At 38.0% G+C, this 24,601-nt stretch carries 24 protein-coding genes and 1 other RNA gene; 12 read left to right on the top strand and 13 right to left on the bottom strand.

All coding sequences use genetic code 11. The features are described from left to right. The gene (locus I6F45_RS06930) at positions 1 to 330 is read right to left on the bottom strand and encodes a translation initiation factor (RefSeq protein WP_007581414.1); all 330 of its coding nucleotides are present in this window, start codon (positions 328 to 330) and stop codon (positions 1 to 3) included. Between the two features lie 135 nt (positions 331 to 465). Here I6F45_RS06930 and I6F45_RS06925 point away from each other — a divergent pair, with 135 nt between their 5' ends. The 4 genes from I6F45_RS06925 to I6F45_RS06910 all read left to right on the top strand — a co-directional run bounded on the left by I6F45_RS06925 (position 466) and on the right by I6F45_RS06910 (position 4,407). Continuing rightward, a complete protein-coding gene (locus I6F45_RS06925; protein WP_002962948.1) occupies positions 466 to 771 on the top strand; it encodes an STAS domain-containing protein in 306 nt (101 codons plus the stop codon). Further along, complete coding sequence (locus tag I6F45_RS06920; protein WP_121954292.1) at positions 771 to 2,420, top strand: SpoIIE family protein phosphatase; 1,650 nt, start codon at positions 771 to 773, stop codon at positions 2,418 to 2,420. Before I6F45_RS06925 ends, I6F45_RS06920 begins: the two co-directional genes overlap by 1 nt. A 56-nt stretch (positions 2,421 to 2,476) precedes the next feature. Beyond that, entirely contained in the window at positions 2,477 to 3,136 is a 660-nt protein-coding gene (locus tag I6F45_RS06915) for a GAF domain-containing protein (protein WP_165741580.1), read from the top strand. Positions 3,137 to 3,216: 80 nt separating this feature from the next. Continuing rightward, positions 3,217 to 4,407, top strand: a complete 1,191-nt coding sequence (locus I6F45_RS06910; protein ID WP_010554636.1) for an amino acid aminotransferase — start codon at positions 3,217 to 3,219, stop codon at positions 4,405 to 4,407. Between the two features lie 84 nt (positions 4,408 to 4,491). On the opposite strand, the gene I6F45_RS06905 is transcribed toward I6F45_RS06910, so the two are convergent. Continuing rightward, positions 4,492 to 5,694 carry an aromatic amino acid transport family protein gene (locus I6F45_RS06905; RefSeq protein ID WP_197160049.1) on the bottom strand — a complete coding sequence of 401 codons (1,203 nt, stop codon included), beginning with the start codon at positions 5,692 to 5,694 and terminating at the stop codon, positions 4,492 to 4,494. Positions 5,695 to 5,910: 216 nt separating this feature from the next. Here I6F45_RS06905 and I6F45_RS06900 point away from each other — a divergent pair, with 216 nt between their 5' ends. Next, complete coding sequence (locus tag I6F45_RS06900) at positions 5,911 to 6,804, top strand: DMT family transporter (protein ID WP_166376786.1); 894 nt, start codon at positions 5,911 to 5,913, stop codon at positions 6,802 to 6,804. A 5-nt stretch (positions 6,805 to 6,809) separates the two neighbouring features. On the opposite strand, the gene I6F45_RS06895 is transcribed toward I6F45_RS06900, so the two are convergent. Continuing rightward, positions 6,810 to 7,688 (bottom strand): flagellar protein MotY, encoded by an 879-nt coding sequence (locus I6F45_RS06895; RefSeq protein WP_010554639.1) that lies wholly within the window; start codon positions 7,686 to 7,688, stop codon positions 6,810 to 6,812. A gap of 202 nt (positions 7,689 to 7,890) precedes the next feature. Between I6F45_RS06895 and rnt the strand changes: the two genes are divergently transcribed. Next, positions 7,891 to 8,595 (top strand): ribonuclease T, encoded by a 705-nt coding sequence (gene rnt / locus I6F45_RS06890; protein ID WP_165741305.1) that lies wholly within the window; start codon positions 7,891 to 7,893, stop codon positions 8,593 to 8,595. On the opposite strand, the gene I6F45_RS06885 is transcribed toward rnt, so the two are convergent. Beyond that, the gene (locus tag I6F45_RS06885; RefSeq protein ID WP_197160048.1) at positions 8,579 to 10,204 is read right to left on the bottom strand and encodes a DUF342 domain-containing protein; all 1,626 of its coding nucleotides are present in this window, start codon (positions 10,202 to 10,204) and stop codon (positions 8,579 to 8,581) included. The genes rnt and I6F45_RS06885 overlap by 17 nt on opposite strands. 263 nt (positions 10,205 to 10,467) lie before the next feature. Here I6F45_RS06885 and ssrA point away from each other — a divergent pair. Beyond that, positions 10,468 to 10,824: a transfer-messenger RNA gene (gene ssrA / locus I6F45_RS06880) on the top strand. 127 nt (positions 10,825 to 10,951) lie between these two features. Next, positions 10,952 to 11,110: a tyrosine-type recombinase/integrase gene (locus I6F45_RS21610; protein WP_442961178.1), complete on the top strand. Its 159-nt coding sequence runs from the start codon at positions 10,952 to 10,954 to the stop codon at positions 11,108 to 11,110. A gap of 99 nt (positions 11,111 to 11,209) precedes the next feature. On the opposite strand, the gene I6F45_RS06870 is transcribed toward I6F45_RS21610, so the two are convergent. The 4 genes from I6F45_RS06870 to I6F45_RS06855 all read right to left on the bottom strand — a co-directional run bounded on the left by I6F45_RS06870 (position 11,210) and on the right by I6F45_RS06855 (position 15,032). Next, positions 11,210 to 11,848 (bottom strand): hypothetical protein, encoded by a 639-nt coding sequence (locus tag I6F45_RS06870; protein ID WP_197160047.1) that lies wholly within the window; start codon positions 11,846 to 11,848, stop codon positions 11,210 to 11,212. A 599-nt stretch (positions 11,849 to 12,447) separates the two neighbouring features. Continuing rightward, complete coding sequence (locus I6F45_RS06865) at positions 12,448 to 13,539, bottom strand: hypothetical protein (RefSeq protein ID WP_331460641.1); 1,092 nt, start codon at positions 13,537 to 13,539, stop codon at positions 12,448 to 12,450. 156 nt (positions 13,540 to 13,695) lie between these two features. Further along, complete coding sequence (locus tag I6F45_RS06860) at positions 13,696 to 13,992, bottom strand: hypothetical protein (protein ID WP_197160045.1); 297 nt, start codon at positions 13,990 to 13,992, stop codon at positions 13,696 to 13,698. A 35-nt stretch (positions 13,993 to 14,027) separates the two neighbouring features. Then, positions 14,028 to 15,032, bottom strand: coding sequence for a YHYH protein (locus I6F45_RS06855; RefSeq protein ID WP_165729165.1), 1,005 nt, complete (start codon positions 15,030 to 15,032; stop codon positions 14,028 to 14,030). A gap of 186 nt (positions 15,033 to 15,218) precedes the next feature. Here I6F45_RS06855 and I6F45_RS06850 point away from each other — a divergent pair, with 186 nt between their 5' ends. Then, a complete protein-coding gene (locus tag I6F45_RS06850; protein ID WP_197160044.1) occupies positions 15,219 to 15,977 on the top strand; it encodes a sulfite exporter TauE/SafE family protein in 759 nt (252 codons plus the stop codon). Between the two features lie 179 nt (positions 15,978 to 16,156). Here I6F45_RS06850 and I6F45_RS06845 read toward each other — a convergent pair whose 3' ends face one another. From I6F45_RS06845 to mnmC, 3 genes are all read right to left on the bottom strand, one after another. Further along, positions 16,157 to 16,792 carry an NAD(P)-binding oxidoreductase gene (locus tag I6F45_RS06845; RefSeq protein WP_007581997.1) on the bottom strand — a complete coding sequence of 212 codons (636 nt, stop codon included), beginning with the start codon at positions 16,790 to 16,792 and terminating at the stop codon, positions 16,157 to 16,159. A 183-nt stretch (positions 16,793 to 16,975) separates the two neighbouring features. Then, positions 16,976 to 17,299 carry a hypothetical protein gene (locus I6F45_RS06840; RefSeq protein WP_197160043.1) on the bottom strand — a complete coding sequence of 108 codons (324 nt, stop codon included), beginning with the start codon at positions 17,297 to 17,299 and terminating at the stop codon, positions 16,976 to 16,978. 67 nt (positions 17,300 to 17,366) lie between these two features. Then, on the bottom strand, positions 17,367 to 19,376 hold the full coding sequence (mnmC, locus tag I6F45_RS06835) for a bifunctional tRNA (5-methylaminomethyl-2-thiouridine)(34)-methyltransferase MnmD/FAD-dependent 5-carboxymethylaminomethyl-2-thiouridine(34) oxidoreductase MnmC (RefSeq protein WP_197160041.1): 2,010 nt from the start codon (positions 19,374 to 19,376) through the stop codon (positions 17,367 to 17,369). Between the two features lie 178 nt (positions 19,377 to 19,554). Here mnmC and fabB point away from each other — a divergent pair, with 178 nt between their 5' ends. Then, complete coding sequence (gene fabB, locus I6F45_RS06830; protein WP_007582000.1) at positions 19,555 to 20,766, top strand: beta-ketoacyl-ACP synthase I; 1,212 nt, start codon at positions 19,555 to 19,557, stop codon at positions 20,764 to 20,766. Positions 20,767 to 20,869: 103 nt separating this feature from the next. Here the strand turns inward: fabB and I6F45_RS06825 are convergent, their stop codons facing one another. Further along, the gene (locus tag I6F45_RS06825) at positions 20,870 to 21,235 is read right to left on the bottom strand and encodes a hypothetical protein (protein ID WP_008169794.1); all 366 of its coding nucleotides are present in this window, start codon (positions 21,233 to 21,235) and stop codon (positions 20,870 to 20,872) included. 51 nt (positions 21,236 to 21,286) lie between these two features. On the opposite strand from I6F45_RS06825, the gene I6F45_RS06820 reads away from it, so the two are divergent. Then, a complete protein-coding gene (locus I6F45_RS06820; RefSeq protein WP_166419200.1) occupies positions 21,287 to 21,829 on the top strand; it encodes a GNAT family N-acetyltransferase in 543 nt (180 codons plus the stop codon). A 92-nt stretch (positions 21,830 to 21,921) separates the two neighbouring features. Further along, positions 21,922 to 23,595: a gamma-glutamyltransferase gene (ggt, locus tag I6F45_RS06815; RefSeq protein WP_197160039.1), complete on the top strand. Its 1,674-nt coding sequence runs from the start codon at positions 21,922 to 21,924 to the stop codon at positions 23,593 to 23,595. A 48-nt stretch (positions 23,596 to 23,643) separates the two neighbouring features. Here the strand turns inward: ggt and I6F45_RS06810 are convergent, their stop codons facing one another. Then, positions 23,644 to 24,504, bottom strand: coding sequence for a Tim44 domain-containing protein (locus I6F45_RS06810; RefSeq protein WP_165729171.1), 861 nt, complete (start codon positions 24,502 to 24,504; stop codon positions 23,644 to 23,646). Between the last annotated feature and the right edge of the window lie 97 nt (positions 24,505 to 24,601).

Genomic DNA, 24,601 nt, shown 5'->3' with positions numbered 1-24,601 from the left:
TTAACCACCCGCAATTTTAACTTTAAATTTTAACGCTTCTAAAATGGCTTTTAGTTTATCGCGGTCATCACCTTGCACTTCAATAATGCCTTCTTTTACTGCGCCGCCTTGACCCATTTTGCTTTTTATAGTTTTAGCTAACTTTTTCAAATCATGATCTTTTGGATCAATGCCTACAACTAACATTACGCCTTTGCCTTTACGTCCTTTTGTTTGACGCTCAATGCGAATAAAACCATCTTTAAAAAGCTTAGCTTCTAACTCTTTTTCTGGTTTTGGCTGGTCAATGCGCCCCGTACTTGTTGAATATACTAAGTGACTATCACTCATACCTTACCTTTATGGATAAAAATTAATTAAATATTGGCGTAAATGATAGCAAATTTGAAGTTGTGTGTTTTTCTTTTTGCTAAATACTTTTAACAGGTTATATTTAGTTCAAAGGAAATATTATTGGAGTTTAATATGAGTTTAACTAAGAATGAATCAGTCGATGGCACTACATTAACAATACAAATCAAAGGTAAATTTGACTTTAATTTAGTGCAATCTTTTCGCCAAGCTTATGCCCAAATGAGCGAAAAAACAGTAAAGGTTATTATCGATTTAAGAGAGACTGACTACATGGATAGCTCAGCACTTGGCATGTTACTTAACATGAAAAAAACAATTGATAGCCAAGTGAAAACTATCGAAATAAGCAATTGCCAACCACAGCTTAGAAAAATTCTACAAATTTCACGTTTTGATAAAAAGTTTGATATTAGCTAATGATACATGTGTTAATTGTAGATGATCAGGCGCTCAATCGCATTTTACTAAGTAAAATGCTTGAGCAAGAGGGTTATAAAATATCAGTGGCTTATAACGGGCTAGATGCACTTAATGTACTTAAAAGAGAGCAAATAGACGTTGTTTTACTTGATGTTTTAATGCCTGTAATGGATGGTTTTGAAGCTGCTGAAAAAATAAAGCAGCAGTATAGTGAAGTTTACTTACCGATTATTTTTATAACCTCCTTAGAAGATCAAGCAAGTTTTGAGCGCTGCCTCGAAGTGGGTGGCGATGACTTTATTCATAAACCATTTGAAAAAGTAATTCTGCATGCAAAAATTAAAGCACATATTCGCACCAGAGAGCTAAGTAAAAAAGCAAACCAACAAAAGAAATTGCTTGAATATCATCACAACCAAATTGAACGTGAACACGAAATAATTGAGCACATTTTTAATAACTCATTAGAAAACCAAGGTAAGTTTAAAGAGTATTTAGATTTTAATTTATCACCTGCCTCTATGTTTAACGGCGATATGTTTTTAGTAGCGCAAAGCCCAATCGGTAATTTGTATTGCATGTTGGGAGATTTTACGGGCCATGGCCTTGCTGCAGCTATTGGTGCATTACCAACTTCTCGTGTGTTTTATACTATGGTACAAAAAGGCATGGCGGTTAACGATATTGCCTGTGAGCTAAATACACTACTGTACAACCTACTACCTGGGCATATGTTTTGTGCTGCAACCATTATAGAGCTTAGTGCATCAGGTAAAAGTGTTTCTGCATGGATGGGCGGCTTACCCGATGCCTACCTAATAGATAAAGACGGTAATGTAAAACAAACATTAGAATCGCAGCATATGGCGCTGGGGATTTTAGATGAACAAGAATTTGAATATGAAGTTATTCATTTTGAAACAAATAGTAATACACGCCTAGTATTAGCAACCGACGGTATTATAGAAACGGCAAACAAAGAGGATATATTTTTTGGGGAGGAGCGTTTTTTACAAACCTTAAAAAGTAAATCGATGATTAGTAGTGAAGACATAGTTGCTAATGTTACTAAGTTTGCAGATGGTACTAAGCAGCAAGACGATTTAAGCATTGTTTTACTAAACTGCCTGCCTTTAATTCCTGAGGAACAAGAGCGAGAAGCATTTTCTACTTTAGCTTTTAATTTGTCTTTGAGCTTAAACTCAGAGCAAATAAAAAAAACAGACCCCGTTTACGACGTCGTTAATATTTTAAGCAGTGTTGAGGGGTTAAATACTCATCGTTCTAATATATTTTTACTGTTGTCTGAGGCTTACAACAATGCGCTTGACCATGGTGTATTAGGACTTAACTCAGAAATTAAAAAACAAGAAGACGGCTTTTTTCGGTATTACGAGTTGAGAGAGGCTGCCCTTGCTAAACTTACCGATGCTATGATTATTATTGATATGCGCTATTGCCCCGACACGCTCAGTTTATATTTTATTATTTGTGATTCAGGTCGAGGGTTTAGTAGTAAGCACGATGAGTTGGCAAAGGCTAATAACGAATTTGGCAGAGGGGTGTCTTTATTAGAAGAAATAGCCGAAAAAGTCACCTATAACGCCAGTGGTAACCAAGTTGAAATGTGCTACAAGTTGAGCTAGCTCTGTAAAAATATCCATGCTATTATTCTCGAAACTTTAGATGTATGGATGGCCAAATGATTTCTTCTTACTTAAAACAAGCACAACTTAGTACTAATCCAGCTTTGATTTTAACAGAGCTTGAAAAGCTTGATCTACATTTAGCAAACACTGCTTTGCCTGATGTGTGTTGGGAGTATCAAATACCTGAGCTTGGCGAGGGCGGTGCATGTAGTTTATTTGGTTACTTACAAGATGAGCCATTCAAATTAACTGACTATATTAAAAATGATGAGCAAACACAGTTTAAGCTGGCTACTTTACAAAGTATTGTAAGCTACATTGAGCAGCAAACGGGCGTTGATTGGTATGGTATTTATCAATCAACTAATACCCCTGAAGGTAATCAACTATTAAAATTGGCTTATCATGGAGCGCCTAGTCGTCCGTTGTTTCCTTTAACGCAAGCATTTGCGGCTGGCAGTAACAACGTACAGGTTGCGCTATCTCACAAGGGCCGCATTATTAATAACGTTGAAACGTATTTATCACAAGGTGGTGAATACTACACATGCGATCCTAAAGTTAAATCAGAAACCTGCCTACCTTTATTTAATGCACAAAATGAATGCGTTGGTATTGTAGATGCAGAAGCCTTTAAAAATGATTTTTTTGATGAAAAGACGCTTGCCGTTTTAATTGCATGTTGTATTAAAATTCCTCACTTTCTAGTGTAAATAACGCTAGTCAATATGATGTGCTTTTATGTTAAGCTTAGCTTAACAGCTAACCCCTAAATAACGATAAGAGATAGCCAATGTTCTCAGTATTAAAACCATTACCAACAGATCCTATTCTTGGCCTTATGGCGGCCTATAAACAAGATACAAACCCTAATAAAATTGATTTAGGTGTAGGTGTCTACAAAGATGAGCAAGGCAATACACCGGTTCTTAAAGCGGTTAAAAAAGCTGAAGCGTTTCGTCTTGAAAACGAAATGAGCAAATCTTACATTGGTTTAGCGGGTAATTTAGATTACTGCCAAAAAATGGAGCAGTTACTATTAGGTGAGCATCAAGTATTACTAGCTAACCGCGTACGTACTGCGCAAGCTCCTGGTGGTACGGGTGCACTTCGTGTTGCAGCTGAATTTATTAAGCGTTGTAATACAGACGCGACTGTTTGGGTAACTAACCCAACATGGGCTAACCATATTAGCTTGTTTGAAGCTGCAGGCTTAACAGTAAAAGAATACCCATATTACGATTACGAAAATAAAGATTTATTGTTTGATGAAATGATCAACACACTTAAACAAGTGCCTAAAGGTGATGTGGTTTTACTGCATGCATGTTGTCATAACCCAAGCGGTATGGATTTAAACGAAACACAGTGGAACACGGTTGCCGAACTTGCAAAAGAAGTTGGCTTTACACCACTTGTTGATATTGCGTACCAAGGCTTTGGTGCCTCACTTGAAGAAGATGCACGTGGCTTACGTATTTTAGCCGATGCAGTAGAAGAGCTAATTATTTGTTCTTCATGTTCTAAAAACTTTGGCTTATACCGCGAGCGTATTGGTGCATGTTCACTAATTGCAAAAGACAGCGCAACAGCAGATATTTCAAACTCTGTAATGCTAAGCGTTGTACGTAGTATTTACTCAATGCCGCCAGCGCATGGTGCCGATATTGTTAATACTATTTTAAGCAGTACAGAGCTTACACAATTGTGGCACTCTGAGCTTGATGAAATGCGTAGTCGTATAAATGGCTTACGTAGCTTAATTAAAGAAAGCTTAGCAACGAAAGATATTGCTCAAGACTTCTCATTTATTGAACGCCAAAACGGTATGTTTTCTTTCTTAGGTATTAATAAAGAGCAAATTGCTCGCCTACAAAAAGAATACGGCATTTACATTGTTGGCTCTAGCCGCGTAAATGTTGCAGGTGTTAGTCATTCAAATATTGAATACTTTTCAAATGCTGTAGCTGACGTTTGTAAATAAACGTATTTAATATAAAAAACCGCACATCATTACTAATGATGTGCGGTTTTTTATTATCTAAATTTAAACAATTAGCAGCAACCTTTAACCGATAGCAGGAATAAGCCCCGCCATTTGCATAAACTGCGCAGCAATAATCGTTATGCCACATATAGCTGCTATACCAAGCCCAACATTCCCACTTTTAACTTGGTAACCTGTTTTATTTGATGTTGTACGCTGTTTATAAACCATTGCTACAGGCAAAAATATTGCCAGTACAACAAGTGCTATTGCTGCGTAACCTAAGGCCATAATAAAGCCTTGAGGATAAAATAATGCAAAGCCAAGTGGCGGAATAAACGTAATTAAGGCCGTTTTAATTCGGTCTGTTTTATTGTCACCCTTTTTAAATGCATCAGCAAAAAAATCAAATAACCCTAAACTCACCCCTAAAAATGATGTCGCAAGTGCTAAATCAGCAAATAACTTAACGGCCGTTGCCACACTTGAGTTATGCGCAATACTTGCCACGCTAGATACAAACCCATTAAGACCTTGGCTGTTGAGTAAATCAGCTTGGCTCATAATACCTTGGCTAAGTAGTTGCCAAAAAATATAAATGACTAAAGGTAGGGCGGCTCCAGCAATCATTACTTTGCGCAGTACTTTTATTTCAACACCAACATATTTAACAATAGAGGGGATAGATCCATGAAAGCCAAACGAAGTAAATATAACCGGTATAGCTGAAAGGATTAACCCTTGCTCCACAGGCATCTCTAATAAATGCTTACCTTGCACATAAGGGGTAAGCATGTAAAACAAGCTAGCTAATACAATAATTTTTATTGTAAATAACACTCTGTTTAGTTTATCTACCTTGCTAGTACCTAGCGTTACCACACTTGCAATAATAACAGCGAGGATTACAGAGCCAAACTGTGGGGCTATATCTATATCAAAGCCTATATTTATACGCGCTTGGAGTTGTACACCACCACCTGCAATATAAGCAGCGCATAAAGCGTAAAATAAAAAAACCATCGAAAAATTCGCAATATATTGTCCGCGTTTTCCAAGCCATAATTTAGCCAATGTATTTAATGTAGCATCGCGTGGTGCATACTGGTGTAGCTCTAACATGAGTAGTGCGGTGTAGGTCATTAGTAACCAGCTAGCAATTATTAATGCAAGCGCAGTACTAAACCCAAGCCCGGCAGATGCAATTGGCAATGCCAACATACCCGCACCAATAGTGGTGCCTGCAACAATTAACATGCTTCCAGTTGTTTTATTTTTAAGCACTTAATTACCTTAATTATTATTAATATACATGCACGATATAACTAGTTACTCAAATCTCAAATAGTTTTGTAATAAAAGAGCAGTATTAAAATGTAACTTACAATTTACAACTGTATTTATTAAGGACTTGTATGCATTTAAAAGTATTAAAATAGGGTGGTGAGGGTATAATTTTATGTACGTTGGATTGCGTTATAAAACGCTAAGGATTGGCATGTGCCGGTAAAAGCATCGTATTTTTTTATGGTTCTCATTTGGTCTACTACACCTCTAGGGATTGTGTGGAGCAGTGAAACAGTATCGCCAACGCTTGCTGTATTAATGCGTATGCTGGTGGGGTTGTTTTTAGGTGGTTTAATTGTTGCCATAACAAACATTAGAGTACCTTGGAGCAAAAATGCGTGCTTACTTTATTTTTATTCGAGTATAGGTATTTTTGGCGGTATGTTGTTGAGCTATATGGCAGCTAAAACAGTCCCTTCGGGTATTATTTCGCTTATGTTTGGCCTTGCACCTATTTTGTCGGGGTTACTTGCTCAGCAGTTATTAAATGAACCTAAATTTAGCCCGATTAAATTAGTTGCGTTAGCGTGCGCCTTAATTGGCTTATATTTTGTTAGTTATAACCAAGTACAAAACTCGCAAACTCAAGGACTTGGGTTGCTTTATGTGTTTATGGCTGTCTGCTTTTTTAGTTTAAGTGGTGTGATGATCAAGCGTGTGCAGATTGCGATTCATCCTATGGCAACAACATTTGGTGCCTTAGTTTTTGTAACCCCACTCTTTTTTATTGCTTGGTGGTTATTAGATGGTGAGTTGCATATACAAAACTGGAGTGCAAAATCATTGTGGGCTATTGGTTATCTAGGAATATTTGGATCTTTAGTAGGGGCTTTGGCGTATTTTCATGTGCTGCAAAACCTTAATGCAAGCACGGTATCACTTACTACACTTATAACTCCTAGCTTTGCGTTAGGCTTGGGAGCTTGGCTAAATAATGAGTCATTAAGCCAAGAGTTAATAATTGGTGCGGTTATTATTTTAATTAGTCTGGGCTTTTTTCAATTTGGTGATAAGTTTTTAAAACGCAGTAAAGTAAGCGCAAATTAGCTTTACTACATTTTTTCTATTTGAATAATTAAACGACGGTTTTTGTCTCGGCTTAAAATGTTATCGTTATTATCAACAAAGCGTTTTTCGCCCAAACCGGTTGTTTGTACTTTGGCTTCATCAACACCCAAGCTCACCATATAATCTTTTATAGTTTTGGCGCGCTTGCGCGATAAATCTAAGTTATTCCAGCGTCCGCCATAGCTATCAGTGTATGAGTCAATACTAATAGACTCTATGCTTGCATCATTTTTTAAATACTCAGCAATTTTATCAAGACGTTGTTGCGACGATTTAGTTAATTTACTGCTGTTAGATTGATAGTTCATTACAGTAAACGAAATATCTTCAAAGCTGTAAGGGAGTAGTTCATCGCGGCACTGTAAAAAAGCCCAGTAAGCTTGTTTAAAGTTTACGCTCGATATACCAACGGCAATTTTATCGGCACTGTTTTGCCAGTCTTGATAATAAAAAGTAGGGTAGTAGCCTTTTTCAAGCTCGGTAAGCATTTCCCATGCTGTTTTATTGCCTAGCTCGCCATCAAACTTTTTAAGTAATTTCATGTTTGCAATATCGCGAGCGGGCAATCCTGCACGCCATGTAGGTGGCACTGCTTTTAAACCTGCAATTGCGTAGTTATCTGGGCGAACAACCATATCTAAATTAAACGTTAAGTTTTTATTTTTACTTGCTGAAGCTTTAAAAATAGCTTCACCGTAATAAGGAACCTCATGATTTAATTGGCATTGTAAGCGCGTTGTTTTAACGACTTCCCAGTTGGAGTTGTCTTGGGTTGCTGTATATTGGCGCATAGCAGCTTGCGAGTGAGTACTGCAAAGCACTGCACTTATACTAAGGCTAATAAATAACAACTTATACTTCATGGTGCTCTCCAGCTATCCGGGAATGCCAATAATTTGGCAAATTAACGACTGCAATGATTAGTTTGTTCTCTATATAACTAACTCATAAGTTAAAGCAAGTTATGTGCCTACAATTTTAAAGCAATAAATACTTAAATCCCCTAGCCTAGGGGGCATCAATTTTGACATAATAGTCAGCTTACACGTATAAACAAAGAAGACTATGGCAAATACTGAGCAAACACCTTTCGCAAAACGCTTTCGTGGATTTTTTCCTGTTGTTATTGATGTTGAAACTGCAGGTTTTAACAAAGAAACAGATGCCTTATTAGAAATAGCAGCCTCTGTTTTAAAAATGGATGACGAAGGATTGCTCAGCATAGATCATACTGTTCATTTTCATGTTCAGCCATTCGAAGGCGCGAATATAGAACAAGCAGCCATCGACTTTAACGGCATAGACCCGTTTTCACCACTACGTGGCGCAGTACCTGAAGATGAAGTAATTAAAGAAATATGTAAAGTAGTGCGCAAAGCGCAAAAGGCCGCTGGGTGTCAACGCTCAGTTATTGTGGCGCATAATGCCGCATTCGATCATGGCTTTTTAAATGCAGCAATAGAGCGTAATAACATTAAGCGTACGCCATTTCACCCGTTCGTAAGCTTTGATACAACATCTTTAGCGGGTTTAGCGTTAGGGCAAACTGTATTAGCAAAAGCATGTAGAGCGGCTGGTATCGAGTTTGATAACAGCCAAGCGCACTCAGCGCTTTACGACACAGAACGTACAGCCGAGCTTTATTGTTTAATAGTAAACCGCTGGCAGCAATTAGGTGGTTGGCCATTAGCGCCGCTAGATGATTGCGACGCTGATGCCGAAGTTGAAACTGAAACAAAAAATGACGAAGAAACTAAAACGTCTGAGTAATTTTACCCTCAGTTAGCTTAACTAGGTGGGGCGGGTAAATACGCGAAAATTGTTTAGAATCTTTCGCTATTTTAAGCTCCACACCAGGGTGCATTAATTCATTTACTTTTAAACGACTGCTGGCAAGTAATTGCACTATTTTTTGCTTAATAAGTAGTTTTTGACGATGAATATGCGCAGAGCGTATTTTTATATGCTTTTCATTTTCAGTTATTTTATTCATGAATTGCTGACGCTGAGCAGCCCCCGCAATTTTACTCGCTTTTTCACGAGCCTGTTGTAAAGCGGTTACTTTAGTCGCAAGTACTTTTTCAAAATCGGTTATTTGTGTTTGCTTTTGGCGAAGCTCAAACCAGAGTTGTGCTAAAAATACGCGTGTTTTAGTACCGGCTGGCGCGCCCAGTTCACCCGTTTCAATGCGCATAGCATCTAAAATATTACCGCCAATAATTTTACCTCGCGGGTCATTTGCTTTGCCTACACGTATTAATCGCCTAGCACTTAAATCACAATGCAGAGCTTGGCGTTCAATAAATAAATCTTGTTCGGATTTAATATTGCAGTACTGGGCATAACCAATCGAAATAGTTCGTTGAGCGGTTATACAGCACGTAAATGCTTCCTCGCCTTCACGTTTTCGGCCAATTGCGCCAAGCATAATGGTTACCGCACTTTTACTTTCAACAGTTCCTGATTCCACAAAACCAAGTACCGTAATATCACCGTTGGCTTTTACACGCATGCCATCTTTAATATCGCCAGTAATAATTACGCTACCATCAAAATCAACATGGCCTGTACTTACATCTACGTTATCAAAGCATAAAACATCATCTACACGCATACCACGGGGTAGGGCAACGGGCACACCTTTGCAGTCGGCAATAAGCATATTAGGATTATTAGGATCTACTTTTGTACCTTCGAAAGGCTGGAGTTGGTGATCTTTACCTGGTTTTGCACTAATTGAATCGCCAAATACCGTATAGCCTTCTTCTCCAGGGGTCGCTGCAATACGCTGCATTAAGGGAGTGCCAGGTTTTACGGTGATAATAGCGCCAAGGTTTTTCATATCAACCTTACCGCCTTCTTTAGCTTGTGGGCTAAGTACTCGGTCTTGAGCTGTTGAGCATAAACGTACAAATTTGGCATCGCTGCCTTCTTTTGGATTGCGCCCATGTGCAATTATGGCACTGTAAGAGCTTCCTGCTGGTTGCTCAAACTGCTGGCCTAAAAAGGTATCAAGCGCACGAGGACTTATTCCTTTTTTAACACCTACATCAGCAAGTGCTTTTTGCGCGCCTTCCATAGACAAAAGTGCGCCACCTTTAGCGGTAGTTAATGTTGCTTCTGCGACCATGTTTTTTTCATCAATATTAATGACAAGCGACGCATCTACAGCTTTAGCAACGACAAGCGATACTTCCTGATAATTTTTAGTTGGCGCAAAAAGCTTTCCAATATTGGCAATGACAGCTTCGTACTCACTAAACTCAGATTGCTCTAGCATTTGCGTTAACTGAGTACTTGTAACAGGAAAACCACTATCAATAGGGTGACTTTCTAAAGAGACAAACCCTGTACTTTTATCAAATGAAAAAACCGACATTTATTAATTCCCTACTCTATGCCTGTTATTATTTTTATTTTTTACAACTAAAGGTTTAGAAATAGCAAAAACCTTAACTCCTCATTTGAACACAGGTTAAACACATTGTTAAGTAAATGTTTATATGGGCTTGCATAAACTAAATTTTGGTTACTTAATGCGCGATTGGGGCATGCAATTAAAATAAAGCGTTACTAGGCCTTGAGTATCAGTACTTTACTCAGTTATACTGTTTGCACGCTCTGAATTGAGTTACTAATTCAGGGGCTGATTAGGATTCGACGGAATTCAAGAAGCCCAAGGTGCATGTCGAGGTGCGGTTTGCCTCGTTAAACAGCCGCAACCTAAAGTAATCGCAAACGACGATAACTACTCTCTAGCAGCTTAGGCTGGCTAGCGCTCCTTCCATGTATTCTTGTGGACTGGATTTTGGAGTGTCACCCTAACACCTGATCGCGACGGAAACCCTGGCCGGGGTTGAAGCGCTAAAACTAAGCGGCCTCGCCTTTATTTACCGTGTTTGTCCGGGACTTAAAGGTTAATTAAATGACAATACTAAACATGTAGTACCGACGGTCGAGGCTTTTCGGACGGGGGTTCAAATCCCCCCAGCTCCACCAATAAAGGTTTTTGAACTCGTTATTCGAAAACCATAAGAAACCCGCAAATTTGTTAACCCAAGTTTGCGGGTTTTTTTATGGTTATAATTTAATTATTAATAATTGTGGCAAATAAGCTTTAGCTGTTATTTCAGCGTTTTACAGTACAGTAAATAAAACAGATATTAATTTGCCGAAAGGGCAGTGTAGCCATGTTTTAAGGCATACTTTTGCAAGTCATTTTATGATGAACGAAGGTAATATTTTAGTGTTACAGCAGATACTTGGTCATGTAAAGATTGAGTAAACTATGGTTTACGCACACTTTGGAGCAAGTCATTTAGAGGATGCTATTAGATTGGGCCCAAGAGTAGATATATAAGTTATTTTGGGGTTATAGCCAAGTTCAAAGAGGTATTCTATTGTTTTTTAAAAAAGAGCCTACGATTACCGAATAATCTATTATTGAACGTATTATTAAATCGCAAACGCCAAAAGAAGATTGCTCTTTTTCAAAATAAGAGATCATTTTAAGGATATCTTGTTCGCTATAAAGTCTTCTTTTCTTGTCTTTATAGACTTTTAGCTTTTTAAACTCTTCAACATGAAGATTATCAATAATGGGGCTGTTTAGTTCAAAAATCATTTCAGGCTTACGTGGCGAATACGCTCTAAAATTGGTAACTCCAAGTGAACTATTTGAAAGGTGAATATTATAATTTCTCAAAATTTTTAAAAAATGGAATACAGGGTTTTCATTTTTTATCAATGAATAACATTCAATATCAGCATTATTAGGATAATTTACTTTAAGTAGCTCTTCTATTGTTATGAATTCTGCTAAGGCAGCCCTTAAATAAGCAGTTTTGATATTATTGTTAGAAATAATATGATTCGATTCATCAGTTCCAATATGACTTGCTAAATATATGGCAGAACAGAATCGCGTATATATGTCAATATCCAATTGAGTTCGTTCATCTGGTTTAGGGATAATCATATAACCTTCATCCATATTTGGAAATAACTCGTAATTTAAATTCATAAAACTGCTTAAGCTCTTAATTTTTTAACTTTTTATTTGGTAAATTCATAGAGATTAGTGGCTTACTAAATCAAAATTGATATTGATAAAGCAAGAATTATATAGAAAGATAAATCTAATTTATATCGCCAAATTGTTCTTTTTTGCGAGTTCGTTTCAAGGCATGAATCCTATAGTTAAAAAATAATCTGTTATATTAGTTTTTTCTCAATAATTGCCGGAGTGCTAATTTAAGTAAAGCATAAAGAGTACCGCTTCTGAATTGGTTCGATGAAGTGGTCCACTATCAGCTAATAGTCATAAGGTTAATGTTTAATAGGATTTAGGTCGCGTATTTTCATGTCCATATATTGCCCAGCTACGATAGTTAACACAAGACCTAAGTAGATATTACTAGTGTATAACACCCTGATTTTATAGTAAGTTGTTGTTTTTAATAGTTACATGTAACAATCGAGGCTTTCGGGCTGGGGGCAAATCCTCCCAGCTCCACCAATAAAGGTTTACGAACTCGTTATTCGAAAATCATAAGAAACCCGCAAATTTGTTAATCCAAATTTGCGGGTTTTTTTATGAAATTTATAAAGTAAAAATAGAGTTTAAGAATTTCTAATTGCACGTAGCTTCATCTTTATCGCAATTATAAAAATACTAAATAACGACAGCATACTTATTAACAACGTTAGGTTAAGTATGGGGTTACTTGGCTCATCGGTGGTGACAGGAGAGTTGTTTGTAGTTTGCGAGTTTTGATGTTGCCTAATATAGCTTTGGCTGATCCAATCTACCGCGTTTATCCATTGTACTTTGGCGGGATCAGTATTGTTTAGCATCCCTATTGCGTGCTTATCGTTATCTAAGCTTTTTGAAAGTTGTATCAGTTGCTGCCAAAATTCATTTTTAGGGCCTAGGTCGTCTATTTCTTGTAGGTGCTGTTGTAATTTATCGCCCCCCATCGTTTTTATATCAGCTTGTCCTGTACTTTGCGCGTAGCTATTTATTAGCGATGAAAAGCGACTAAAGTACTCATTGCTTTTTTGCTGTGTAGGGTTAGCTGTTCGCTCGTTTGTTACTTTTTTTGTTGGTTTATTTAGGCTATTTTGATCAATCAAATATTGTTTATAGTTTTGGTAACTTAAGTTATTTGTAGTTCCATTATTTAGAGTGCCAAAGTTATTTTTAAGTGCATTAACACTGATCACTACGCCTATTATGGTAATAATACAAAGTGCGCAATAGCAAAAATACAATGCGCTTTTTAAAGTGTTACGCAGTAGTTTATATTTATTATAACTTTGCTTAACAGCTGCAGCTGTATTTGGGGCTTCGTCTGTATCTAGGCGTTCATTTTGTATTGAAATACTTTTGCCGTCAGTACTTTCATTAATGTGTTTATCTGTATTTTTACTGTGCTCAGTGAGTGCTATTTGATTATTTTGAGATTGAGAGATTACAGTAATGAGTTGAGGTTCTACTTTAGTAATCAAACCTAGCTTTTTAAGTGAGGATTCTGTTTTAACAGCATCAATACTCGATAAGTCTTTTTTTAAAGCGTAAGCTTTTCCATCAAATAACTGAATAACAATATTATGAGGAATATTAAGAAGTTGGCTGAGTTGTTCTTGGGCAGAGGTAAGGTCAGTATTTTGGTATAACTGACCATTAAAAACAATTTTAAATGTAGCGCTCACGTTAGTACCTTGCTTGTGTAATTCCATTTTTGGAATTTTATTTTTATTATTTGATACACAAAGCTAACTTAACAGATAAAGGGTATGCTTTCTAATGATTTGCGATTAAAAAAGCCCTAACAAACAGCGTTAAGGCTTTGGCGTGTAGCTGTTACTTTATCGTTTAGCGAGTGATTTTACAGATTGCTTTTGATCACTTGCTGGTTGGGTTGCTTTGTCTATTAATGTTTCAAGTGGTTTATTTCGAACGCACATAAGCACCTTGTTCATTGCTTGGCATGTGCCTGTCGCTTTTTTATCATGGCTTGTGTAGCTGCAATCTTCATTAATGGCTTTTGCTTCACATGCTTCCCAAGGCGCATTTGAGCCGTGGCCTGAATGGCTTAGCGCTGAGCATGAGGCAGCAAGTAAAAAGCCAGTGGTTAGTGCTTTTATCACGTTAAATATTTTCATTAGTATCTCAGTTAATTATTTAGCCAGAATGCGAGTTATCTTGCGGTAGCACCTTTAAAACAACCAATAAACATGTTTTCAGATACATCGGCTGCATGGTAGTGGTATCCGCGTGTATCGTCGTTGTGGCCTCTACATTCGTCTAAATCAGTGGGTTCTAATCCATCTTCGTTAAGCATGCCAAATATACCAAATCCATCGAGTGCATAACCCATCATGGCGGCATGACCGTCTGATTGGATTTGTGTTTGGCTACAACCTGCTTCACCGTGGTAGTGATAACCTGCTACTAAGTTAATATGGCCAGCGCAATCATCAAAGGCTGCAATAGTGTATGCGCCTAAAATAGCCTCAACAGGCGCGGGTGCAGCAAGTACAACACCATTGAGAGCAACACCTACATTGGCGTTACCAATACTGCTATTTTGAGTGGTTGCAACAGGCGTTATTGGAATTAAAAATGATTCTGATATACCGCCATCAACATAATCAATAGAGCATTCTACGCAGTGGTTTTGGTATTGTTCTTCTACGTTTGGGCGTGCAGCGCCATCACACGATTCTTGTGTGTCGGTTACATTTACAAGGCCTGTACCTTCGTCGTATAGTTGCCAATGACTATCGTTATATAATGTTGGTAGATTTAAAATAAAGTCTCCGGTTATATCGTAAACCTCACCGGTGCCGTCAAACCAAATACCGGCTTCGTCTGCTGTTGAGGTGATATTTTGAGGGCAAAATACACCAATCTCGTAATTTGAAGGCGCACCGGCAATATCAATTTTGTAGCATGAGGCTTCATCGCCATTACTTAGCGTACATGTTTGAGTGGTAATTGATGAAATGAGCGCATCGCTTTCAAAGTTAAAAGGGTCAACTTCTACAACAAAATCGGTTGAAGTATCTGTTGTAGTTCCCTCATCGGTGGTTGTTTCAGTTACAACTGTGCTTTCAGCATCGCTACCGTTACAGGCAGCTAAACCCAGTGCAAGTATACACACTGCAAGCGGTGTCAAAATTGGTGTGTTAAATCTTCTCATCAAAAATATCCGGTAATGAAGTTGAATGTATAATATTTGTTAAATGTGCAAACAAAGTGCAAAAACAACGCAACATAGTACATAGCACGAGATAGAAGCTGATAAGGTTGCTATAAATGTGTTTAGTACCTTTTTTACTATTTAAATACTGCGACTTAAAAGTACTTAAATAGGCAGTGGAGTTTTATGGACTTTTTATTTCCCGGCAGCATGTCTTTATTTTTGTTTTTATTGTTAATAATCACAGCAGGGTTTACCTCTTTTGTATCTGCTGCATTTGGCGCTGGTGGCGGGTTAATGCTGCTGGTAGTTATGGCGTCGTTTATGCCAATGGCAGTTGTTGTGCCTGTGCATGGTTTAGTACAGCTTGGCTCTAATGCAAATAGGTTTTTACTCAGCTTTAAGCATATTGATAAAAGCATGTTTGTATATTTTGTGTTAGGCGGCTTAGTAGGGGCGGGGTTATCAAGTTTTGTTATTGATGATATATCGCTTGATGCTATGAAGTTAGTGGTCGCTATTTTTGTTATTTATTTACTGTGGGGTAAAACGCCACCTATAAAATTAACCTCTAAGGTGTGGCGTATGGTCGCCGGTGGAATAACTACTTTTATTTCTATGTTTGTGGGGGCAAGTGGCCCATTAGTTGGTAGCTGTTTATATATAAATAATTACGAAAAGTTAAAATTTACGGCAACGTTTTCGAGCATTATGAGTGTGCAGCATTTATTAAAAGCGATAATTTATGGCGCTGTTGGCTTTAGTTTTTGGCAATGGATACCGCTTGTAATTGCCATGGTAATAAGTGGCGCTGTAGGAACTTGGTTCGGAATTAAATTACTTAAAAGGATGTCTGGGGATAAATTTAAGCATATTTTTAGGATAGTTTTAACGTTATTAACGCTACAACTTGGTTGGCAAGGTATAAAAATATTACTCCACTAATTTGCTTAGTGGAGTAAATTTAATTTTATTAAACATAAATTATTTAAGAGGATTAAATAATTCATTGCGCCAAAAAGTTACTGATATAGAGCGACTACACTGTAATTTTTTGCCTTATCGATGAATTACATATTCTTTGTAATAATTGTTCATACGTTTAATTAAATTGGTATTAAAGCTTATTTAACAGCGGCTTTAATTGGCTTGTCGCCATCAAACAACTTAAAAATGCGGTTACTAATAAATGAGTTGGTCGCAATATGTAATAATGCATTGGCTACGTTTTCGCGGCTAATTTTAGCTTCTGAACGATCACTTGGTTGCTGCGTAGTTACTTGCATTGAAGCACTATCGTCAGTCAATGTACCAGGGCGAACAATGGTATAATTTAAACCACTGTTTATTAGGTGCTCGTCAGCCATATGCTTAGCAACTAAGTAAGGTTTTAAATCACCTTGAATCGAATCTGGATCGTCAGCACCAATCGAACTGACCATAATAAAGTGATTAACGCCGTGCTCTTTAGCGAATGTAGCTGCTTTTGTTGCAGCCCATAAATCAATGAGTACAGTTTTATCATCGCCTGTACTTCCACCAGAACCAGCAGCAAAAATCACTTGGTCACAGCCTTTCATTGCATCACCAAAATCGCCTTCAAGATCTTGCTCAACAATAGTTAAAAAAGAGCTGTTTAAATCGCTTAACTTATTTTTGTCACGCACTAATGCCACAACATTTTGCTCATTTTCTAAAAGTAGCTCAGTTGTCATTTTACCTATTTGTCCGCTTGCGCCAATAATTAGGGTCTTACTCATAATTAACTCCTTCCAATAAATAGTAAAAGTAATGTGCTTACAAACAGACCTTGGGGTAGGGGATTATTTTTAAAGGGTAAAAAAGAGTTTAAATGAGCTAATTTCAAAAAATACTTTAATTAAAGTGCGATACTTAACTGAGTATTAAAATTAGCTGCTTTTGGTGTGTTTTTTTAGACCTTTTTATTCAACCATTATACTCACTTCGGTCACATAACTACGGCGGTATAGACTAATACGGACTTTACGTTCTTGGTAATTATAAAACAAAGTGCGATATGTACTATTGCCATTTTTTTTTAAAGGTTCACCTAATTTTTGCTGATAAAAGCGAGTGATATCAGAAATTGAATCGGTTAAATAACCAGTACGTACCATTGGGTATTCGCTTGCTACGTCCATCGTTGTAACAAACTCTTCAGGAAGTGGGATTTCAGTGACGTTTTGGCTGAGTACGTTAAACGATAGAGTGCATAGCAATATTATTAAAAATGCTAAAGTTTTCATTAGAGTCCTTTGAGTAATAAATTCCTTTTATTGGTACTTATTTTACCTCAATAAGCACCAATGTCATTTAAATTTTATTACGAATTAAGTCTCGCACTATAAACCGGGCGGGGTGAATAGCTTGGCTTACACGTTCGCTTAATGGGCGGGGTTCGTTATTTAAACAACTTACGAGGTGGTCTGCACTTAGCGGTGCGCTGCATAAAGCGCGTGCACCAAAACCGGTAAAAATATGCAGACCTTGTTGTGGTTTATTAAGTTGCTCATATTGGTAGCGTTTACCTAAACGTAGATTAGCAAAAGCCATTGTATAATCACTTTGCTCGCACCATTGCCCAGCCATTGGTAGGTGATCTATAAATGTGCAGCGAACAGCCGCTTTTGCCGAGTTTATATTGCCAAGGGTGGAGGCAAATTCACTTTGCTGATAAAAGCTAAGTAGTTGCTCTTGGTTTAATTGGTTGTCGAGCGCTGTAACTTGGCGGCTTTTAGTGTTTTTTTCAAATGTGGCACCCATACAGTGATGATCTAAATAAGCCGGCGTAAAATACCCTTTATGGCATAGCACTGTTTTAAGTTTGCGTGATTGCTCACTTGCCTCAATATGTGAAACCTGACCGCGTACGCCTACTATAGGTAGCGCTTTTGTTTGCTCAAATGAATCGCTGTGCTCACCTGCACAAATAATTACATCGCTAAACGGGCCTAGCTGCTCATCATTCGTTAATAAAAACCAACCGCTTTCAGTTTTTTTAAGCTGTTTTATATCGCAGTTAAACACGCTTTTAAATGGGTTTATGCTATTTGCAGCCTTTAGCATAGCGCTTACTAATTGCGGTGGATTAACCCAGCCGCCTTGTTCAAAAAATACGCCTGAATAACCTGTTGTTACTCCTGCTATTTTGTCGCCTTGCTCTGCGGTTACGTTATGCATTAGCTGGGTTGGCCACAGTTGTTTTTGTGCTAAGTTTTGATGTTTATCGGCGAGAGGCTTTTTTACTGCATGCTGTAATACGCCGCACCAATCGTAATCAAAACTAAAGCCGTTATTGAGCAACTGGTTATACAAACGTTTGGCGTATAAAAAGCTATGTGCAAACAATTCGCTGTGCGGCGAGTTTTTAGCTTGTAGGTGAGGGTAAATAGCGCCTTGCACATTGTGCGATGCCCCCATTGCAGGCTTTTTATCTTGGCAGAATAATTGGCTGGTTATGCCTCGTTTAGCCAAGCTGTATAAAATACAGCTACTGGCAATACCACCGCCAATGACCGCTACATTTTTTAAAGTACTGCTATCTTGATTAAAATAAGCGGGGGTTGATTGAGCGCTATTAACATGTTTAAGTTGGCCAATAAGCATATTTTCTTTTTGATTAAAATCTTTGGCTTTTTTAATGCTAAAGCCAGCCTCTATTAATCCTCGTTGAACAAAGTCAGCGGCAGTAAAAGTCGATAAGGTTGCATTAGCTCTTGTTATATCAGCCATGGAGTTAAATAAACTTTGCTGCCACATATCAGGATTTTCACTTGGCTCAAGCCCATTTAAATACCAAGCATCAACAATTCCTGTTTGCGGGTAGCTCATTGCTTGTATTGATTCAAGCGCATCACCAAAGTATAAATCGAGAACAACATTGCCATTATTAAATTCGAGCCGGTGGCATCCTTCTAAATTAATTGGGTAGTTTACTGTTAATTGCTCAGTAAAATAACTTAAGGTAGGCCAAGCGGTTAATGCTTGTTTTAAGTCTGTTAATGTTAAGGGATACTTTTCAAACGAAATATAGTGTAGGCGTTTTACGCTTTTTTCACATTCATTTTGAACTTGCATCCGCTCAAGGTGGTCTTTAAAGCGTTGCCACGTATTTAAAAAGTTTAAACCGGTGCCAAAACCGGTTTCGGCAATAACAAAATGTGATTGGTCATGATTTTGTAATCGTACATCTATATTATTTTGCTCATAGTACACATAATGCGATTGAGCTAAGCCATCGTCATTAGAAAAATAAATATCACCGGAGTCATTAGTCAAAGGTGTACCTAAATTATTAATGTGACTATGTGCGTTCTTAATCATAATTTTTTAAATTTATAGATATATTTTTAATTATTTTACGGGTTTTCTTTGTAATAGTCTGGCGTTATTTATAAGCTAGCAGTTCAGAGTACAAGTGTACGCTAGAAAGCTGACCACTTAGGTGATTAAATTCGCGTAAAATAGAATGCAATTAAGTATTAAGCTAAGGGAATTACCCATGAGAAGAGCTGTAATTACAGGTATCGGTGTTGTATCAAGCATTGGTAACAACAAAGAAGAAGTATTAGAATCGTTAAAAACGGGCAAAAGCGGCATCGCTTTTAACCAAGAATTTGCCGATTATAAGTTACGTAGTAACGTATCGGGTAAAATTGATATTGACGTTAAAGCACATGTTGACCGCAAAGCAATGCGCTTTATGGGCGATGCTGCTGCATATTCTTATATTTCGATGACTCAAGCAATTGAAGACTCAGGTTTGTCTGACGACCAAGTATCAAATGAGCGCACGGGTATTATTGTTGGCTCTGGCGGTGGTTCGTCTAAATGGCAGGTAGAAGCTGCTGATATTTTACGTGAAAAAGGCGTAAAACGTGTAGGGCCTTATATGGTTCCACGTACTATGGCGAGCACTACATCTGCTTGTTTAGCAACACCCTTTAAAATTAAAGGTGTTAACTACTCAATTAGCTCTGCATGTGCAACATCTGCGCATTGTATTGGTAATGCAGTAGAACAAATTCAATTAGGTAAGCAAGATGTTGTATTTGCTGGTGGCGGTGAAGAACTACACTGGACATTGGCAATGGAATTTGACGCTATGGGCGCACTTTCTACTAAGTACAACGAAACACCAGAAAAAGCGTCTCGTACATACGATGCAAATCGCGATGGTTTTGTTATATCTGGCGGCGGCGGTATTGTTGTAGTTGAAGAACTTGAACATGCACTTGCACGTGGCGCGCACATTTACGCTGAAATTGTTGGCTACGGTGCAACATCAGATGGCTACGACATGGTTGCTCCATCTGGCGAAGGTGCTGCACGTTGTATGCGCCAAGCTATGCAAGATGTAGATAGCATTGATTACTTAAACACACATGGTACATCTACACCAGTAGGCGACGTTAAAGAGTTAGGTGCGATTCAAGAAGTGTTTGGTGGTAAGTCACCAATGATCAGCGCAACTAAAGCAATGACAGGTCATGCCCTAGGTGCTGCGGGTGTTCACGAAGCTATTTTCTCATTATTAATGCTAGAGCATAGCTTTGTAGCGCCTTCAATTAATATTGATGAGCTAGATGAGCAAGCGGCAGGTTTGGATATTATTACTGAGCGTCGTGATGTTGAGTTAAATACTGTAATGTCTAATAGCTTTGGCTTTGGTGGCACAAACGCGACTTTAGTTATGAGTAAGTACAAAGGTTAATTTGAGCTTATAAGCCCTAAATATGTAAACACATATCAGGGCTAAATAGCTTAAAACAAAAAAGGAAAGCCGAGGCTTTCCTTTTTTATTATCGAAAGTTAAATTAACCTTCGTTATGTTCTTTACGCGCTTGCTCAATTTCGTCAGCAATTTCTTGCGCTTTCTGCTTAGTTTTTTCAGTTAACTCGCCAGCAGCTTCTTTGCTTTTAATCCATGCATCAACCGCAATCTCTTTGCCGTCGTCGTACATGTCTAAGCCCATTGTTTTACTTTGCTCTAATAGCTCGTTTAAAGACTCATCATTTTTAAGATCGTTAGTTGTCTCTTTAACGTCGTTCCATGCATCACCAAGCTTTTCTTGCATTTGTGCGCTTTTATCTTTTGCATCTTCTTTTACTTCGTTGGCATCTTCACAACCAGTTAATGTAATTAAAGTGCCTAATAAAGCTAAACCTGCTAATTTATTCATGTGCTATCTCCTTTACAGACTGATAATTAATTCGAGGCAGACTATACAACAATGAAAATGAACGCCCCCGTAACAAAACGATTAAATTTTAAATTAATGAATGAGCACGATTGGCCTCAATTATTTGAACTCGACCAAGACCCCGCCGTAATGCAGTATTTAACGCGAGGTGTACCTACCTCTTTAGAACAAATAAAAAATGAGGGAGTGCCTCGTATGCTCGCATATCGAAATGAGCTAAAAGGCTGGGGGCTGTGGAGTATCACTCTAAAGCAAACCAATACATTTATTGGCTGGGTATTAATAAGACCTATGAATTTCTTTAGTGATGCACCAAATTACAGCGATATTGAAATAGGTTGGCGCTTTAAACAAGCGAGTTGGGGGCATGGTTATGCAACCGAGGCGGCTATAGCATTATGTGATGAACTCATTAAGCAAGATGACGTTAAGGCGATAAGCGCAACTGCACTAAAAGATAATACGGCCTCTATAACAATAATGAAAAAGTTAGGCCTGCAATTTATAAAAAATTATATACATACAGATGAGCAAGGCGACTTACCCGCGGTACTTTATTCAAAAAACGTTTGAAGATGATTAAATATCAACAGCATAAAGATTGACCTGTCCTTAAGTGACGTGCATTAATATGGGCAACAAAAATAATAAATTAAGGATGTTGTATGGGATTGTTTTTTTCACCACGTAAATTAATCGTCAAAAGTGTACTGGTTTTACAGTTCACTACTTTTAGTGTTTTGGCGCAGCCTTTAGCGCAAAGCGCGGTCGCAATGCCAGACTCGTTCAGTGCCGATGCTGCTAAAAGTATATTAGAGCAAGGCGGTAATGCTGTTGATGCAGCTATTACGGCACAATTTGTACTTGCAGTGACGCTTCCTGAAGCCGGAAATATTGGCGGCGGGGGATTTATGCTTATTCAAAAAGATGGCAAAGGCGATTTTATAGATTATCGCGAAACAGCGCCAACAGCGGCTCATCGTGATATGTATTTAGATGAGCAAGGTAATGTTATTGCAAACAAATCAATATACGGCATTCACGCAAGCGGTGTACCTGGCAGTGTAGCGGGTATGTGGCTTGCACATCAAAAGCATGGCACTTTAAAGTGGGAAACACTAGTACAGCCTGCTGTAACGTTGGCTGAGCAAGGGTTTGTAGTTCCGCCTAAGTTAGCAAAAGGTGTTAGCCATTATATAGCCCATCTAAAAGAGCAAAAAATAAATGTAAACTTCGAAAAATATTTTGCTGATGTAAAAGCCAATAAAGTCTTTAAGCAACCCGAGCTAGCGGCAACGCTAAAGCGTATTCGTGATAACGGCCAAGATGGATTTTATAAAGGCGAGACTGCAAATATTATTGCTAAATTTATGCACCTGCATGGTGGTATTATTAATCAAGATGATTTAAAAAATTATACCGCTAAATCACGTACACCCATTAAAGCAAGTTGGAATGGTTATGAAGTACTTACTTCGCCACCGCCGAGTTCAGGTGGTATTGCTATTTTACAGTGGCTCAAAATGTATGAGTTACAAAAACCAAATGCAGGCTTAGCGCATAACTCGACTCAGTATGTGCACTTACTTTCTGAAATAGGTAAACGTGTATTTGCAGATAGAGCAGAGTATTTAGGCGATCCTGATTTTTTTGATGTACCAGTAAACGCGTTAACTAATATTAACTACCTCAAAGAGCGCAGTAATGGCATTTCGTTAACCGCTATCTCGACTACCGAAAATATTAAACCGGGCCTTAAAGAAAGTGAGCAAACTACGCACTTTTCAATCGTTGATAAAATGGGTAACGCTGTCGCAAATACCACCACAATAAACTTAGGGTTTGGTAGCGGTGTAGTTGTTGAAGGTGCAGGGTTTATTTTAAATGATGAAATGGACGACTTTAGCGCCAAACCAGGCGTTATGAATGTGTTTGGTGCAATAGGCGGTAAAGCTAATGAAATACAGCCACACAAGCGTATGTTGAGTTCTATGACGCCTACAATACTACTTAAAGACAACACCGTTAAAATGGTGACAGGTTCGCCTGGTGGCACAACCATTATTAGCTCTGTGTACGAATCTATCTTAAATGCGATAGAGTTTGATATGAGTGCAGAGCAGGTTGTAAATAGTCCTCGTTTTCATCATCAATTGTGGCCTAAAAATATAATTAGAACGCACATTGGTTTAACCGATAGCGTAAAAGCAGAGCTTACAAAAATGGGTTACACCATAGACGAGAGACACTTTGGTGACTTACACGTTATTATTAATAAAAATGGGCAATTAGATGCTGCTTCTGAAGCATCAGGGCGCGGTAAATCAATTGTTTTTTAAATAAAAAAACACCGCGCTAAAAAGCGCGGTGTTTAAAATAATAAAAGCTTATTGAGTATCAATTAAATCTTCAACACCCACTATTAGCCATGGAGCATCGTCTGAAATTAGACGCTCTAAGTGCCAAATTTCTAAAATAGGCTGTTCTTTTTTATCGCCTAAATCACGGTACTTACCTTTAAAGCGAACACTAACCTGCCACGATTGCGCATTTGTATCTGCACGCACAAGTTCGGCATCAATAAACATTACTTCAGTGTCTACACTCTGTATAGCTTCACGCTCAGCTTTAAATTCGGCAACAAGTGCAGGGCTTAAGTATTCAGCCATTGTGGTGTAATCAGCATTATTCCATGCAGTTTGTAGTGTATGGTAATGACTACGGGCACCTTGCAAAAAGCCATTAACGTCAAAGTTAGGTGGTAAATTAAAAGGGACACTTTCATCTTGTGGGGCGCTGTTAGCAAAGCCTGTACTTGTTGGTTGCTCGATAGGTGCTTGTTTAAAAGCATTTTGCTGAGCACTTGTACCTGCACTGGCATTTGCAAGTTGTGGGGCACGATTAGCACGTAAAAAGCCTGTTACTAGCTTAAATAAAATAAATAGTCCGCCAGCTAATAAAATCATTTCTAATAGCTGAAAACCTTCAAAATCGTCGCCTAACATTGCTGCAATTAAGCCACCCGCTAAAAGACCACCCAAAACGCCAGCCATAATGCCTTTTTTATTTGATGTGGCTTTAGGTGCTGCTGTTGGGGGTGTTGTATCTGCTTTTTGTTTTTGTGCTGTTTGTTGTGTTGCAGGAGTTTGTCCACGTTTGCTACTGCCAAACTTTTTACGTGCGTGTGCATCAAAACTGGCAGTACATAATAATGCCAATAATGAAAAAATAACGATGATGTTCTTCATGAAATTCCCTAATTAAAATCGAGCCGCGATTATAATTTACTTTCTTAAGGAGTTTAATTAATTACTTTAAAAATCAGAGGTTTTGAGTATAAAAGAA

This window comes from Pseudoalteromonas sp. SWYJZ19, assembly GCF_015864375.1.
GTDB lineage: Bacteria > Pseudomonadota > Gammaproteobacteria > Enterobacterales > Alteromonadaceae > Pseudoalteromonas > Pseudoalteromonas arctica.
Note: the sequence above shows the minus strand (reverse complement) of the source record. Positions and strands in the feature narration are given on the sequence as shown.

What these genes read in the sequence shown, in the direction of transcription:
- I6F45_RS06930 (WP_007581414.1), bottom strand. Translation starts at nt 330, where the DNA reads ATGAGTGATAGTCACTTAGTATATTCAACAAGTACGGGGCGCATTGAC.
- I6F45_RS06925 (WP_002962948.1), top strand. Translation starts at nt 466, where the DNA reads ATGAGTTTAACTAAGAATGAATCAGTCGATGGCACTACATTAACAATA.
- I6F45_RS06920 (WP_121954292.1), top strand. Translation starts at nt 771, where the DNA reads ATGATACATGTGTTAATTGTAGATGATCAGGCGCTCAATCGCATTTTA.
- I6F45_RS06915 (WP_165741580.1), top strand. Translation starts at nt 2,477, where the DNA reads ATGATTTCTTCTTACTTAAAACAAGCACAACTTAGTACTAATCCAGCT.
- I6F45_RS06910 (WP_010554636.1), top strand. Translation starts at nt 3,217, where the DNA reads ATGTTCTCAGTATTAAAACCATTACCAACAGATCCTATTCTTGGCCTT.
- I6F45_RS06895 (WP_010554639.1), bottom strand. Translation starts at nt 7,688, where the DNA reads ATGAAGTATAAGTTGTTATTTATTAGCCTTAGTATAAGTGCAGTGCTT.
- rnt (WP_165741305.1), top strand. Translation starts at nt 7,891, where the DNA reads ATGGCAAATACTGAGCAAACACCTTTCGCAAAACGCTTTCGTGGATTT.
- I6F45_RS06885 (WP_197160048.1), bottom strand. Translation starts at nt 10,204, where the DNA reads ATGTCGGTTTTTTCATTTGATAAAAGTACAGGGTTTGTCTCTTTAGAA.
- I6F45_RS06870 (WP_197160047.1), bottom strand. Translation starts at nt 11,848, where the DNA reads ATGAATTTAAATTACGAGTTATTTCCAAATATGGATGAAGGTTATATG.
- I6F45_RS06860 (WP_197160045.1), bottom strand. Translation starts at nt 13,992, where the DNA reads ATGAAAATATTTAACGTGATAAAAGCACTAACCACTGGCTTTTTACTT.
- I6F45_RS06855 (WP_165729165.1), bottom strand. Translation starts at nt 15,032, where the DNA reads ATGAGAAGATTTAACACACCAATTTTGACACCGCTTGCAGTGTGTATA.
- I6F45_RS06850 (WP_197160044.1), top strand. Translation starts at nt 15,219, where the DNA reads ATGGACTTTTTATTTCCCGGCAGCATGTCTTTATTTTTGTTTTTATTG.
- I6F45_RS06845 (WP_007581997.1), bottom strand. Translation starts at nt 16,792, where the DNA reads ATGAGTAAGACCCTAATTATTGGCGCAAGCGGACAAATAGGTAAAATG.
- I6F45_RS06840 (WP_197160043.1), bottom strand. Translation starts at nt 17,299, where the DNA reads ATGAAAACTTTAGCATTTTTAATAATATTGCTATGCACTCTATCGTTT.
- mnmC (WP_197160041.1), bottom strand. Translation starts at nt 19,376, where the DNA reads ATGATTAAGAACGCACATAGTCACATTAATAATTTAGGTACACCTTTG.
- fabB (WP_007582000.1), top strand. Translation starts at nt 19,555, where the DNA reads ATGAGAAGAGCTGTAATTACAGGTATCGGTGTTGTATCAAGCATTGGT.
- I6F45_RS06825 (WP_008169794.1), bottom strand. Translation starts at nt 21,235, where the DNA reads ATGAATAAATTAGCAGGTTTAGCTTTATTAGGCACTTTAATTACATTA.
- I6F45_RS06820 (WP_166419200.1), top strand. Translation starts at nt 21,287, where the DNA reads ATGAAAATGAACGCCCCCGTAACAAAACGATTAAATTTTAAATTAATG.
- ggt (WP_197160039.1), top strand. Translation starts at nt 21,922, where the DNA reads ATGGGATTGTTTTTTTCACCACGTAAATTAATCGTCAAAAGTGTACTG.
- I6F45_RS06810 (WP_165729171.1), bottom strand. Translation starts at nt 24,504, where the DNA reads ATGAAGAACATCATCGTTATTTTTTCATTATTGGCATTATTATGTACT.